Genomic DNA, 14560 nt, shown 5'->3' on the forward strand with positions numbered 1-14560 from the left:
AAAAAGAACAAGAACGACAGGCAAAAGAACAGGCTCTTTTAGAAAAAGAACAAGAACGACAAGCTAAGGAAAGATTAGCGGCAAAATTACGAGAATTAGGCATCAATCCTGAGACAATTTAGCCAGCTAAAATCTGCAAACAGCGATCAATAACCCCTTGAGTTACAATTATCTTGATTTGACTGGACAGACCCGAATGCAACTCACTCCCGAACAATACAAAGAAAAAATGCAGCGCCGCAAGGCAATCCAAGAGGAACGTTTAGCCGAAAAAATTGCTGAAAAAGGTTTAATTATCGTTAATACCGGGGATGGTAAGGGAAAAACCACGGCAGCCCTCGGTATGGTTTTACGTTCCCTCGGTCATGGTTACAAAGTGGCGGTGGTACAATTTATCAAAGGTGCTTGGGAACCTGCCGAACAAAAGATTTTTAGTGTTTGGGGGGAACAAATCGAGTTTTATGCTATGGGGGAGGGTTTTACCTGGGAAACCCAAGATAGAGAAAGAGATATAGAGAAAGCCCAAGAAGCATGGCAAAAAGCCCTAACTTTTCTCGAAAATCCCCAATATAAATTAATTTTACTCGATGAGATCAATATCGCTCTTAAATTCGGCTATCTGGATATTCAGGAAGTTATCGCTGGTTTAGCCCGAAAACCCGCTAATTGTCACGTTATTCTCACTGGTAGAGGAGCTTTACCCGAATTAATCGAGATAGCGGATTTAGTCACGGAAATGAAGTTAATTAAACATCCCTTTCGTCAACAGGGAGTGAAAGCGCAACCCGGCATCGAATTTTAACTACTGCTTAAGCGTTGTACCATCTCTCCCGACAATAATCGATGAGTTTCGGCGAGAAGATAGGGAATTTTATCAGCGTGGGGACTAGCGGCTAAACAGGCAGTTAAATCGAGTTTTTCCACCTCTTTTGCCTGTTGACCGGGGAACCAATGACCCCCATTTCCCAAGAGATTGTATCTGGCCTTGGCAAAGTCGATCATATCGTAGGCGATAGCGAGATTGCGTAACCAGAGGATAGAACGAATATTGATGTGATTGGGGGTATTTTCCCAGCTAGGTAAACCCACAGACCAAGTTTTCACCCAATTATCGCCTAAACAGTTGATCATCTCCCCTTGCAATCTCTCGATAATTGCCGGTAAAATCTCCTCGGCTCGATCGAGTAAGGGTAAAGTTTTCAGGTGTTCATCAAAATCTCTGGCTCGCGCTGCACCAATACTCAGGGTATGGACGGCCGGATGACTGAGACAGAATAGGTCATTAAAAACCATCGGACTGAGAGGAGAACAGAGAGCGACGAGCTTAGGGGGAGGATTGTAGAGATGGCCGCCCTTATCGGAGGGACTAATGATAAAAACCCCCATATCGTGCTGTTTTGCCGCTTCTATGGCTGGCCAGTTATTCTGAAAAATATAGTACCAGTGCAGATTGAGGTAATCGTAACAATTTGTTGCAATAGTCTTGACAATTACATCAGTTGGTGAATGGGTGGAGAAACCGATAAAACGAACTTTTCCCTGTTGCTGTAATTTTTTTGCCTCTTGCCAACAACCGCCCTCGGCCATAGTGTAATCGAGAATTTCAGCGGTGTTGATGCCATGGATGCCCAACAAATCCACATAATCTAACCGTAAAAATTGCAGGGATTGCTCAAATTTACGGCGAAATTCCCGCACATCTTGACTAGGAGAAACTTTCGTCTGCACGATAATCTCATCTCTCGGTAGTTGCGGCAAAATTTTGCCTAATTGCATCTCGGAAGTGCCGTAACCCCTAGCGGTTTCGATGTGATTAATCCCCACTTCCAGAGATTTATTGATAATTGCCTCTAAATTGCCTTGATTCTCGTCGGGAATTTGCGACATTGGCAGATCCTGCCACTGAAATTTATAGCGCATTCCCCCACAGGAAAAAACCGGCATTTGTAGATTAGTGCGACCGAAACGACGATACTGCATATATTCAGTTATCAGTTATCAGTTATCAGTGGGGAGACCACTTCGTGCGCGTTGCGGGGGGTTTTAGGGTTTTGGGGTTTTGGGGTATTAGTTGAAACTTCCCTATTTCCCCATTCTCCCATTCCCCATTCCCTGTTCCCTGTTCCCTAAATTTAATCGGGTACAGTGAGAATTTCCACACCGGTTTCGGTGACGGCGATGGTGTGTTCAAATTGGGCCGAAAGTTTACCATCTTTAGTAATAGCAGTCCAACCGTCTTTTAAGACAATATGTTGCCAGGTTCCCTCATTAATCATTGGTTCAATGGTGAATACCATGCCGGGGCGAATTTTTTTGCCCTTGCCGCGAATGCCGTAGTGGGGAACCTGTGGCCCAGTGTGAAAGACATTACTGATACCATGACCGACAAAATCTCTAACCACTGAAAATCCTTGTCCTTCGGCATATTCTTGGATAGCTGCGCCAATATCGCCGATTCTCCCCCCCGGCTGCACTGCATCTATGCCTCTTTGCAGACATTCTCTGGTAACTTCCACTAACTTTTTGGCCAGGGGGGAGGGAGTACCGACAAAGAAAGTCTGCGAAGTATCGCCGTGATAACCTTCTAAAATCGGGGTGACATCGATGTTAATAATATCGCCGTCTTTGAGGATTTGATCGGAGCTGGGGATGCCGTGACAGATAACCTCGTTAATGCTAGTACAGATGGACTTAGGAAAGCCATGGTATCCTAGGGGCGCACTTTTGGCTCCATGGGCGCGAGTCCAACGTTCTGCCTCATCATTGATTTCTAGGGTACTTACCCCCGGTTTAACCATTTCTGCCAGATGATCTAACAGTTTAGCCGCTAATCGTCCGGCTCGTCGCATTTTGTCAATTTCCCGCGGGGAGAGTAAGGTGATGGTATCGTTGCCCATGAATTATCCGACTGTTGAGAAAGATTCTTGTTACATTTCTTATCCTAGCAAAATCGGGCAGTCTTAGGGTTTAGGGGGTTGGGTTATAGGAGCGGAAATCGGGAAGTGGGGTGTGGGGTGTGGGGTGTGGGGTGTGGGGTGTGGGGTGTGGGGTGTGGGGTGTGGGGTGTAGGGTATGGGGTGTGGGGTGTGGGGTGTGGGGTGTGGGGTGTGGGGAGAATAAATAAAAATAATCTCCTGACTACTGATAACTGATAACTGATAACTGATAACTGATAACTGATAACTGATAACTGATAACCGATAACTGTCTCCCGTCTCCTGACAAGGCCAATTAACCGAATCTACCGGCTACATAATCGCGAGTTTGTTGATTAACTGCATCGGTGAAAATTTTCTGGGTGGCATCACATTCCACCAAACGACCGACACGGGTTTCATCGGCATTAAAAAAGGCCGTGCGATCGGATACCCTAGAGGCCTGTTGCATATTATGGGTGACAATGACGATCGTGTATTGTTGCTTCAACTCATGGATTAATTCCTCGACTTTGAGGGTAGAAAGGGGGTCTAAAGCAGAACAAGGTTCATCCATTAATAATACTTTTGGTTTTACCGCCAAAGCGCGAGCAATACACAATCTTTGTTGTTGTCCTCCCGATAATCCTAAAGCGGATTTATTCAACAGATCTTTAACTTCATTCCAAAGAGCAGCTCCTTTTAAAGCTGATTCCACAATCCCATCTAATTCACTGCGACTAGCGGAACGATAAATTCTAATACCGTAGGCAATATTATCGTAAATAGTAGCGGGAAAAGGGTTAGGGCGCTGAAAGACCATACCCACCTGTCGCCGTAAAGTATGAAGGTTAACTTTGGGGGCGTAGATATCTTGACCAAAAAACCTAACTTTGCCCTTAACTGTCACTTGCCCCTCTAATTCCCCGATGCGATTGAGGGCTTTTAAGAGAGTAGATTTACCACAACCAGAGGGGCCGATCATGGCGGTTACTTGCTTTTGCGGGATTTCTAAAGAAACCCCTTCTAGTGCTTTTTTGCTACCGTAGAAAAAGCTAAGATTTTCGACTTTGATCGCCGAATTAGCTAGAGAAGTAGGACTGTTCATGAGAGAGGAATCGATCATCAGAAAAATGCTTAATTTGAGCGTTTACGAGTGACAAAACGGGAGAGAAGGCTAGTAATTAAAACTAAGATAATAAGGACTAAAGAAGCTGTCCAAGCCAGGGAATTTTGTTCAGGAAAGGGGGAACTAGCATAGTTATAAATCAACACCGTTAAAGCCGGTGTGGGCGACCAAAGACTTTCTTGCCAAAATTGACTAAATAAAGCCGTAAACATTAAAGGGGCAGTTTCTCCGGCAGCCCGGGCCACCGCTAATAATATCCCGGTCATAATCGGTGCGATCGCTGCTGGCAGGACAATGCGAAATACCGTATCGAAACGGGAACCCCCCAAAGCGGAGGAGCCGAGACGGTAGGACATGGGTATTAGTTTTAGTGCCTCTTCCGTGGTTAAAGCGATGATGGGCAACATAATCACCCCCAAAGCAAAGGCCCCCGCTACGGCGGAAAATTGTTTGGTAGTTAACACCAAAACCCCGAAGGAAAACACCCCGACAATAACGGAAGGGGTACTACTCAACACCACGATCGCGAAGCGCAGAATACCGCCAATTTTGGAACCCCGAGCGAATTCCGAGAGGAAAACCCCGGTGAGAATCCCCAGAGGTATGCTGCCTAAGGCAGCTAAACCGACCATAGTTAAAGTCCCCACGATCGCATTAGCAAAACCATTGGGAACACTGGGATCGGAGCCAACTGGGGCGGGTAAAGAGGTGAAAACTTGCCAATTGAATCCGGGTAAACCTTCTTTGACAATTTGAAAGAGGATAGCGAATAAAGGCAGAATGGCGATAGCACTAAGAGCGATCGCTAAACCCGTGAGACCGTTGGTAAAAAAATGTCGCCACGGTGACAGGGGTTGCTGTAAATCTTCTTCAGGAAAAGCTCCTTGGCTCATAAAATTAACGATTGCGGTTGATAAACTGTACTAATAAAGCCGCTACACTATTGACGGCCAAGGTAATAACAAATAGAATCAAAGCTAGATACATCAAAGCTCCGATGTGGATTTTTTCAAAAGCTTCTGGGAAGGTATTAGCTAGTACAGCAGGAATAGTATAACCGGGGGCCAAGAGGGAGGGACTAATAATCGAGGAGTTACCGATTACCATGGCCACTGCCATAGTTTCCCCTAAAGCGCGACCTAAACCGAGGATAATCGCCCCGATAATACCGGAACTGGCCGCCGGCAACAACACGCGCCAGATGGTTTCCCAACGAGTGGCACCTAGGGCCATGGAGGCGCTGCGTAATTCCGGGGGGACGGTAAGCAAGACATCGCGACTGATAGCGGAAATAGTCGGCACGATCATGATGGCCAGGATGACACCGGCGATCAGCATACTTGGTCCCAAAGGTTGGGTATTAAACAAAGGGAACCAAGCAAAATTTTGAAATAACCATTCTTGCAGGGGTTTAAGCACGGGAATTAGCACAAAAATCCCCCATAACCCGATAATTACACTAGGAATCGAGGCGATTAATTCCACTAGAAAACCGATGGGATAACGGATACTTGCTGGTAAATAATTCTCGCTAGTGGTTAAAGCAACGGCGACACTGAGGGGAATAGCTAATAAAAGAGCCAGAATCGAGGAAACAACGGAACCGAAAATAAAGGGTAAACCACCAAATTTGAGGACGTTCACATCCCAAGTGGTTCCCCAGAGAAATCCCCAACCGAATTCATTGATCGCCGGCCGCGCATCCTGAAAAACAATCCAGGCCATCCAGAGCAGAAAAATTAAACCGGAGGCGGCACAAATCCAGACTAGGAGCGTAAAAATGCGATCAAATAAACCCGCAGTGCCGGGGTTTTCGTTAAGATTGGCCGCCGAGACGTCCAAGGACTCGACGGATTCAGAAAAATTAGCCATAAAGTAGAGAGCGATTACCAGTTATCAGTTGTTGAAAACGCAACTGTAGGGGCTGAACATTGTTCAGCCCACAGAAAAGAAATACTTGCAGTTATTAGTTATGGACTTAACCGGTAACTTTTTTCCATTTTACTGGAAAGCGGTGACAATCAAGCCTAAACTAATACAAAAGTATTTAGGTTTGCTGAAAAAGTACGGGCGAAGCATTCGGTTAGAAAATCTCCGGTTTCACCGATAGGTTATTGCCCGAATGCTTCGCCCCTACAGGACGCGGGCCGATGAAGACGCAAGGTTTTGAACGACGATTCCCTCAAAATTTGCACCTGTGGGAGCGAGAAAAGCCACAAAACCCTTACCTTACCTACATTTCACATTTATTCAGCAAACCCTATTTATTTAATTTTGTTAACTTCGGCTAAAACTCTTTGAGTCACCGATTGGGGAATCCGAGTAAATTCCAATTGATTGTTAATACCTTGACCAGTGGTCAGAATCCAAGTCAACAGTCTCTTAATTTCTGCTGCTTTTTTGTTATCAGCATAGTCTTTCGGTACTAATAACCAAGTAATCCCGACGATCGGATAACCACTGCTCGGATCGTCCATATTAGCGGTAAAATCGGCGTTAAATTTGATCCCTTCCATCGCCTTGTTAGCTTGGGCGAGACTGGGTTCGACAAATTGACCGGCTTTATTTTGAACTTTGGCGGTTCTCATGGTTGCCCCTTCGTTTTTGCGGGCAAAGGTATCTTGAACGTAACCGATCGAGCCTTCTGTTTGTTTAACCAGGGCCGCCACACCATCATTTTTCGGTCCTTTGAGAACTGTAAAACCCCAGTTAGGTTCTTTGCTGGTTCCCACTTTACTTTTGAAGGAAGAACTAATCGCGCTCAGGTGAGAGGTAAAAATCTCGGTAGTACCGCTACCATCAGCCCTAACCACCACTTTAATGGGTTGGTTGGGCAGTTTCGGATCCACTTGTCTCCAGTTAGTGATCTCGCCACTGAAGATTTTACCCAGGTTAGCCCGGGAAATTTGCAGGTTATTTACCCCCGGCAGATTATAAACCACGGCGACGGCTCCTCCGGCGGTGGGAACCAGCAATAAACCGTTTTTCATCTGGCTTTTTTCGGAAGAGGAAGGAGCGGCATCGGAAGCGCCAAAATCGACGGTTCCGGCGATAAATTGCCGGACACCGGCACCGCTACCGACGGAATTATAGTTAACGGTGACACCAGTGGCGTTTTTATAGTCGGCAAAATAACGCTGGTATAGGGGCGCGGGAAAGGAGGCTCCTGCACCGTTCAGGGTTTGGGCGAGGGTTTCTCCCATCGTCCCTGCTAAGGCCGCTGCCGTGGCGAAGGAGACAGCACACACACGAGTTAGGGTAGCAGTTGAGAATATCATAAGTTTTCCGGTTGAAGAATCCTGCACAATTGGAGAAAGTTGAACTTTCTTCAAGATATAGTTTAAGGCACAAATATTACTTTTAAATCTAGAAATATTGGAGATTTTTTTAGGTTAAGATTGGGTAAAATTTTGGTTAAGTTTAATTTAAAAATTCACAGCTTTTGGCAACAATTTAGATCGATCAAGACCAAAATCTATTGTATCTATGGATGAAATCTTAATTTTAACCATCTGTTGGGGAGAAATTGCCCGGACAAAGCTTTTTATCTAGGATTTGCTGAATAATGGTAAAACCCTTTTAATACCAATTCTCCAAAGTCTGACTACAGAAGTTTAATCCCCCTAAATCCCCCTTAAAAAGGGTGACTTAAATTCGATGTGTAGTTTTCATTTAGAGAAATAGTATAAGTAGGTAAGCGTTAAAAATTATCAGACACCCCCCTTATCAAGGAGGGCAGGGGGGATCTGACAACTTTTAACGCCTACCTACTTAGCTACCTTTTTAATGTCTCATCGCTTCTATTATTTTCATGGTTTCGACGCTGACAGTACAGACTCTTTGTAGTAAGTCAATTACTGTTTCTTTATAATCGGCAAAGCGATAATTATTAAATCTTTCGGCGATGGTTTGATCTTTGGGTTTCTTTTCCTTATATTGATCTAATATCCATTCTAGGGCCGAACGATTACCGAGTTTATATTCCCAGGCAATTTTGGGAATATCTTGTAGGAAAGTGATATCATCAAGGTTGATGGAATTTTTTTCTCGGTCAGCTTTTAGTTTAGTTTTGGGTTTGAGATTATTATTAGTATCAATGCGGGTTAGTGGGTAGGGTGCGACGGTTTCATATTTGATATGTAATTCCATTAGTTTGCTTCCCCATTCTACCCATTGAGAGAAGTTATCATAAAAGGGAAGTCGCGGAAATTCTCGCTTGAGATTTAATTCGTATTTACTGCGATATTCCGGGTAGTGAAGGACTGCATAAGTGTAGTGGAAGATGTGGAGTTTGGTGATGGTTTTATCGTTGTAATGGTTTTGGAATTGCTGCAATCCCCAATCGGTGATATTATCGATGCGGTTTCCTTCTTTGTCGTAGTAGTAAAGAGGGAGACATTGAGAGTCACCTGTTAAATGTAAATCAAAAATTTGATTACTTGAGAGAACTGTAAATGCTTTTTGTCCAGAAGAATAAATAATAACTATGTTTTGAGAATTTATATCAGGAAAGATTTTTGGGAGTTGATATTGCATTTCATTAACACATTTATCCCAGTAAATATATTTTGAAACAAAACTTCTATATAGAGATGGTAATATGCAATTCTCATCAAAACTTATTTTACTATTATTTGTTAATTGTTTTTTTAAGTCTCTCGTCCACTTAATCTCAGTTGATAATTTTTCCTCTAAAACATTTGATGTTTTTGATATTTTTCCTAGTTGTCTATTATAAATTTCTAGAAAATAAGACATTTTACGAGATAAGTTTTTGTCAGAATAATCATATACCCATTCATCTCGATTGGTTACTACACCCAATGAAAATAGTTTGAAAACTGCCATTTCTTCTGCGCCAGATTTGGCTAGTTTAGTATTCTTATTTACCAATGGTATCAGACAATCGAAATCATTATCTGATTGTTCAATCCAATTATGCTTTTTATCTGGGATGATATGCTCGAAATCAAGCTGATTAAGTTTTGTGGATGACAAAAACTCTAATTTTTGCGCTGCTGTATCCAATTCAGGACGGCGAGTATATAAAATTTGACAAGGAAGATTATTACTTTCTCGCTTCACCATCAAACTAATCGTCACCCCCGTCTGAATACCGAAAACATTATGAGTTGTCCCTGAAAGTTTAGGATTTTTCCTGACATTACCACCTAAATCAATGATATAAATTTCACTAAACTCATTCTCTACTACTTTTCTAAAACCGTCAAATGTCCTCGCATCGATAAAAGAAGAGTTAGTAATAAAAGCTATTATACCATTTTCACCTAACCTATCAGTAGCCCAACGAAAGAAGCGAGAATACATATCATATAGCTTTGTCTTCTGCGCTGTACTCTCTTCGATGTAAGTATCCTTAATGCGCTTATCAATAGCAGGATACTTCCGATTTTTATTATTGTCATTCTCATTTTGCTGATTAGCATTATAAGGAGGATTCCCAATAATTACAGAAATATTGCGGTCATTTTGATTTTGAATCCGTTGGGTATTCTCCACCGACATGGCAAACAAATCCATCTGCTTGAGATGAAAAGCAGCATGGTCCAGGGTATCCACAAAACAGATATGCTCAAACTCCTCATACTCACCCATCTTCTGCTTGTAGGTGAACTCAATATTCAAATTAGCGATATAATAAGGCAGAATTGCCACCTCGTTACAGTGCATCTCATGCTTATACTTGTACCGTAACTTATCCTTCGGTAAATACTCAATCAACTCCGTTACAAAAGTTCCTGTCCCCGTCGCCGGATCTAAAATTTCTACTCCTGGATCCGCCAACAACTTACCAAAATGCTTATGTACTAAATAATCGACACTTTCAATCATAAAACGGACAATTTCATTGGGTGTATAGACAATTCCCAACCGGTCCGCCGCTTTCGGATTGTATGCTTTATAAAAATTCTCATAAATCGCCTTGAGAAATTTCTGCTTCTCGTGGTGGTTATAAATATTCGCCGCCGTCCGCCGAATTACCGCATAATAACGTTCAATAGTCCCTAAAGTATTGCGCTTAGTATTACCAGTAAAGAAAGTTTCAATCACTCCCTGTAATTCCCTAGCGATATTATTTTCCCGGTGAAATTGGGACTCATTAAAAATATTGATAAAAATATCCTCTGTCAGGATGTGCTGAATAATCATCTCTCGCACATCTTCCAGACTAATTTCTGGATTGATTGACTTGCGACAAATCTCTAAAAAATTGTCCCGCGCTGTCACAAAATTCCGATTCGTCTCCGACTGCAACGCAATTAAACCCCGCAACGCTTCCAAAATTGTTGGTAAATCTTCCTTAAAACTATCAATCGCCTCTCGAAAATCCTCAACCTCTGGACGTACATAATTGATAAAAGCATTAATAATCCCATCCAAAGCCTCATCATCGCGCATGGAGACGCGCAGTCTTTCCTCTCCTCCTTGAATTAAAACCGCCGTCTGGGAATCTTCAAATAAAATATTGTCATTAGGGTAGCCTTTCGCCAACTTTTTCTCAATTTCTTCGTCTAAATTATCGTATTGATCCTTACTTTCCCAATATCCCCAATCTAACCGTAAAGCATCCTTAACCGTCCCGTCAGGATAGACAACTTTTCCCGACTTAGTGCGATAATCCAACTCCGGAATTAACAAAAAATCCCGCGCCTTGCAATAGTCATTTAACAAATTCTGAAAAGCGACTCTAATCGAAGTTTCCTTGCGACTGCCGCCATATTGGACAATCTTCTCAACTTCCGCCTGATACTGGCTGATTAATAATCTAGACATGGGCTTAGAGGAGGTAAATTAAGTGGTTATAATCAAAGAGAAGATAGATTTTGGACTCTGATCCCCCCGCCTATCGGCACCCCCCTTATCAAGGGGGGGCAGGGGGGATCGAACCTAAAACCCAACAGTTTTAAATAATTGGACTGGGTTTCGTCAAATCAATTCCTGTAAAATAGCTTCGATTTGTTGTTTTAGAGGAGGAATATCATTTTCAACAATATCCCAAATAATCTCTAGATTGATACGAAAATATTCATGAATAGTTAAGTTTCTTAGATCGCTGGCATCTCGCCAAGGAACTTCGGGGTATCTTGCTTGAAATTCTTGAGAAGTTGCTCTAGCTGCTTCACCAATAATTTGTAAATGATAGACAATCCAAGTTTGAATTAATTCTTGTTGTTCAAACACGGTTTTTCCCTGTGGAGCATACTTTTCTACCCGCTCAATTGCTTCTAAAATATCCCGCAAGCGTTCGGTATCATCTCTCATAGTGGTATTGCTTCTTTAAGTACCCGCTCTCTGATTCTATCTTTAAGTCCCTGTTCGGTAACAATATCAACTTTGCAGCCTAACAAAGCTTCGAGTTCTCGAATTAACGGCAAAGGAAACCAGGGACTCCGACGTTCGCTACAATAATCAATTAATAAATCAATATCGCTTTTTTCGTCAGCTTCTCCCCGTGCGACAGAACCAAAGATTCGCACGTTATTTGCGCCGTGTTTAGCAGCAATAGCAATGATTTTTTCTCGTTTGTTTTTGAGTAATTCCTCAATTTTCATGATCTAAGTAGGTAGGCGTTAAAAGTTGTCAGATACCCCCTTTATCAAGGGGGGCAGGGGGGATCCCCACCCCCCTTATCAAGGGGGGCAGGGGGGATCGAACCTAAAATCCATTTTTAATTTAATTATAACCAGCTACTTACTGACAATTTTTAACACCTATCTACTTAACCATAGAACAGATTACACCTTGATTGTCTTTAATCGGGATGACAGGATTCGAACCTGCGGCCCCTTCGTCCCGAACGAAGTGCGCTACCAAGCTGCGCTACATCCCGAAATTTTTTAGCTAAATCATCATAGCATATTCGGCCTCGATTGGGTCGAGACTTGCTAGGATATTACAGATATAGGCAAAAATTATCGGAGTAGTTCAGGCGTGACGGTAAAACCAGAGTGGTTACGGGTAAAAGCACCGCAATGGCAGCGAGTCGGCAGTGTTAAGGAAGTTTTACGCGATTTAGGCTTAAATACCGTTTGTGAGGAGGCTTCCTGCCCCAATATCGGCGAATGTTTCCACGCGGGGACGGCTACCTTTTTAATTATGGGTCCTGCTTGCACTCGCGCCTGTCCTTACTGTGACATCGATTTTGAGAAAAAACCCCAACCTTTAGACTCCACGGAACCCCAGCGACTAGCGGCAGCCGTGCAACGTCTCGATCTTAATCATGTAGTGATCACTTCTGTCAATCGCGATGATTTGGCTGATGGGGGTGCTAGTCAATTTGTCCGTTGTATCGAGGAAATTCGCCGCATTTCCCCAAAAACCACCATCGAAGTGCTGATTCCCGATCTTTGTGGCAATTGGCAGGCTTTAGCTTTGATTCTTGCCGCTAAACCCCAAGTTTTAAACCACAATACCGAAACTGTTCCCCGTCTCTATCGTCGTGTGCGTCCCCAGGGTGATTACCAGCGTTCTCTAGAATTATTGCAGCGCGCTCGCGCCATTGTTCCCGCTACCTACACAAAATCGGGCATTATGGTGGGATTGGGGGAAACCGACGAGGAAGTGCGGCAAGTGATGGGCGATTTACGGGCCGTCGATTGTGATATTCTCACCATCGGGCAGTATCTGCAACCATCGCCAAAACATCTCGGTGTACAGGAATTTATCACCCCCGAACAGTTCCAAGCTTGGCGCGAATATGGGGAATCTCTGGGATTTTTACAAATTGTTGCGAGTCCCTTGACAAGAAGCTCTTATCATGCTGAACAAGTCAGAGCCTTGATGAATTTGTACCCGCGAGAGTCTTGAGATGGGGCAGCAATTGCTCAAAAGCTCGTCCTCGGTGGCTAATTTTTCTTTTTAATTCGGGAGACATTTCCGCAAAGGTTAAAGCGTATTCGGGGACATAAAAAATCGGATCGTAACCAAAACCACCTTTACCCCTAGGACTGGTGAGAATTTCTCCCGTGCAGATTCCTGTGGCGCTCAAGGCAATCTCACCATCGGGACGTGCGATCGCAATTACACAGACAAAACGGGCCGAACGATCTTGATTATCTCCTAATTCTCTGACGAGGCGATCGATTCTTTCTCGATCATTTTTACCATAGCGGGCCGAGTAAATCCCCGGGGCATTTCCTAACCCGGTTACTTCCAATCCCGAATCATCAGCGATCGACCATTCTCCCAAAGTTAGGGCAATTTGAGCAGCTTTTAAATAGGCATTTTCAGCAAAAGTCGCCCCGGTTTCCTCTATCTCTAAATCATCGGGTTTTAACTGCAATTCTAGGTCGATATCAGTTAAGTATTCCCCTATCTCTGCTAATTTACCCGGATTACTCGTGGCTAGAATTAATTTTTTCATCGGCATTTTATCTCAGTGATCAGTTATTTTAACCGTCAGGAGCCGGTCGTCGAGAGTCAGACTTCAGGAGTCAGTATTCAGGAGACAGGAGATTATTTTTATTTATTCTCCCTTCTCCCTTCTCTCTTCTCCCCAATTCATAATTCATAATTCATAATTTATAATTCCTAGTCCCTAACCCCCGATAATCCCGCTAACATTTGAGCGTAGGGAGTTTCGTGGAGGTGGGCCTTATTGACAGCACCAAAAAGGGTTAATTTGTCGATAATTACCGATTTCATCGCGGAAATTGCCTCTCCTGCGATCTCTAATAAATCCTTATCCTCTGGCCCGCAAATTTCCCGTTTCAGGGACTGCATATAGGCTTGACGCACTTCTGTATTAACATTAAATTTGCAGACTCCTAACTGGATCGATCGCCCGATCATTTCTGGGGGTAAACCGGAAGCACCGTGTAAAACTAGGGGAATAGACAGAAGTTGTCGAATCCGGGCCAGGCGATCGAAATCGAGACGGGGCGGACTTTTGTACTCGCCATGGACATTACCGATAGTTACGGCCAGAGAATCCACTCCCGTTGCCTGCACAAATTGCACTGCTTGCTCTGGATCTGTCATTTTAGCCTCTTTTTCGGCAATAGTTAACCCGTCCTCAGTGCCGCTAATTCGGCCGATTTCTGCCTCCACCACAGCCCCGTATTCGTGAGCTAAACGAGTCATTTCTTTGGTAAAAGCGAGATTATCTTGGTAGGGAAGATGAGAGCCATCGGCCATAATTGAGGTCATCCCCGCTTCTAGGGCCTCGTAGATATCGCTGGCTTTAGTGCTATGGTCAAGATGGACCGAGATAGGAACCTTGGCCGAGCGAGCGGCCTCTAAACAGAGAGCGACGAGGGTAGAACTGCCATAACGCAAAGCACTGGGGTGAATTTGCAACATAGCGGGACTACGGCAATCCTCGGCGGCACTAATCACCGCTTTGACCCCTTCTAGGTTATAAACATTAAAAGCTCCGATCGCATAGATATTTTTGCGAGCGGTTTCGAGGAGTTCCTGAGTAGAAGCGAGCATAATATGGAAAATAACCATTGATACTGCCCAATTTTACCCCAATTAGGGCTGGCTTCTAGAG

At 43.7% G+C, this 14560-nt stretch carries 13 protein-coding genes, 1 tRNA gene and 1 pseudogene; 3 read left to right on the forward strand and 12 right to left on the reverse strand.

The annotated features are described in order from the left end of the window. Both IM462_RS03480 and cobO read left to right on the forward strand, forming a co-directional pair. Positions 1 to 122, forward strand: a pseudogene (locus IM462_RS03480) (Uma2 family endonuclease); the annotation flags it as partial. Positions 123 to 196: 74 nt separating this feature from the next. Continuing rightward, positions 197 to 802 (forward strand): cob(I)yrinic acid a,c-diamide adenosyltransferase, encoded by a 606-nt coding sequence (gene cobO, locus IM462_RS03485; protein ID WP_002767649.1) that lies wholly within the window; start codon positions 197 to 199, stop codon positions 800 to 802. Here cobO and IM462_RS03490 read toward each other — a convergent pair. From IM462_RS03490 to IM462_RS03535, 10 genes are all read right to left on the reverse strand, one after another. Further along, positions 799 to 1980 carry an aldo/keto reductase gene (locus IM462_RS03490; protein WP_287702379.1) on the reverse strand — a complete coding sequence of 394 codons (1182 nt, stop codon included), beginning with the start codon at positions 1978 to 1980 and terminating at the stop codon, positions 799 to 801. The two genes, cobO and IM462_RS03490, sit on opposite strands and share 4 nt — an antisense overlap. Positions 1981 to 2132: 152 nt before the next feature. After that, positions 2133 to 2897, reverse strand: coding sequence for a type I methionyl aminopeptidase (map, locus tag IM462_RS03495; RefSeq protein WP_287702381.1), 765 nt, complete (start codon positions 2895 to 2897; stop codon positions 2133 to 2135). Positions 2898 to 3231: 334 nt separating this feature from the next. After that, positions 3232 to 4041, reverse strand: coding sequence for a phosphate ABC transporter ATP-binding protein PstB (gene pstB / locus IM462_RS03500; RefSeq protein WP_287702383.1), 810 nt, complete (start codon positions 4039 to 4041; stop codon positions 3232 to 3234). An 11-nt stretch (positions 4042 to 4052) separates the two neighbouring features. After that, entirely contained in the window at positions 4053 to 4937 is an 885-nt protein-coding gene (gene pstA, locus IM462_RS03505) for a phosphate ABC transporter permease PstA (RefSeq protein WP_002797863.1), read from the reverse strand. 4 nt (positions 4938 to 4941) lie between these two features. Further along, on the reverse strand, positions 4942 to 5916 hold the full coding sequence (pstC, locus tag IM462_RS03510; RefSeq protein ID WP_287702385.1) for a phosphate ABC transporter permease subunit PstC: 975 nt from the start codon (positions 5914 to 5916) through the stop codon (positions 4942 to 4944). A gap of 392 nt (positions 5917 to 6308) precedes the next feature. Continuing rightward, on the reverse strand, positions 6309 to 7322 hold the full coding sequence (gene pstS, locus IM462_RS03515; protein WP_287702387.1) for a phosphate ABC transporter substrate-binding protein PstS: 1014 nt from the start codon (positions 7320 to 7322) through the stop codon (positions 6309 to 6311). A gap of 505 nt (positions 7323 to 7827) precedes the next feature. Next, complete coding sequence (locus tag IM462_RS03520; protein ID WP_287702389.1) at positions 7828 to 10839, reverse strand: type ISP restriction/modification enzyme; 3012 nt, start codon at positions 10837 to 10839, stop codon at positions 7828 to 7830. 153 nt (positions 10840 to 10992) lie between these two features. Then, positions 10993 to 11328, reverse strand: a complete 336-nt coding sequence (locus IM462_RS03525; protein WP_002760267.1) for a HepT-like ribonuclease domain-containing protein — start codon at positions 11326 to 11328, stop codon at positions 10993 to 10995. After that, entirely contained in the window at positions 11325 to 11618 is a 294-nt protein-coding gene (locus IM462_RS03530) for a nucleotidyltransferase family protein (RefSeq protein WP_002760266.1), read from the reverse strand. Before IM462_RS03530 ends, IM462_RS03525 begins: the two co-directional genes overlap by 4 nt. Positions 11619 to 11822: 204 nt before the next feature. Further along, a tRNA-Pro gene (locus tag IM462_RS03535) sits at positions 11823 to 11896 on the reverse strand. Between the two features lie 71 nt (positions 11897 to 11967). On the opposite strand from IM462_RS03535, the gene lipA reads away from it, so the two are divergent. Further along, positions 11968 to 12873: a lipoyl synthase gene (gene lipA, locus IM462_RS03540; protein WP_502845521.1), complete on the forward strand. Its 906-nt coding sequence runs from the start codon at positions 11968 to 11970 to the stop codon at positions 12871 to 12873. Here lipA and rdgB read toward each other — a convergent pair. Together rdgB and IM462_RS03550 are read right to left on the reverse strand one after the other, a co-directional pair. Continuing rightward, positions 12836 to 13429: an RdgB/HAM1 family non-canonical purine NTP pyrophosphatase gene (rdgB, locus tag IM462_RS03545; protein WP_287702394.1), complete on the reverse strand. Its 594-nt coding sequence runs from the start codon at positions 13427 to 13429 to the stop codon at positions 12836 to 12838. The genes lipA and rdgB overlap by 38 nt on opposite strands. A 167-nt stretch (positions 13430 to 13596) precedes the next feature. Beyond that, the gene (locus IM462_RS03550) at positions 13597 to 14517 is read right to left on the reverse strand and encodes a class II fructose-bisphosphate aldolase (RefSeq protein WP_287668398.1); all 921 of its coding nucleotides are present in this window, start codon (positions 14515 to 14517) and stop codon (positions 13597 to 13599) included. Between the last annotated feature and the right edge of the window lie 43 nt (positions 14518 to 14560).

The sequence above is a fragment of the Microcystis sp. M144S2 genome (genome assembly GCF_020246065.1).
GTDB classification, from domain to species: Bacteria; Cyanobacteriota; Cyanobacteriia; order Cyanobacteriales; family Microcystaceae; genus Microcystis; species Microcystis ichthyoblabe_A.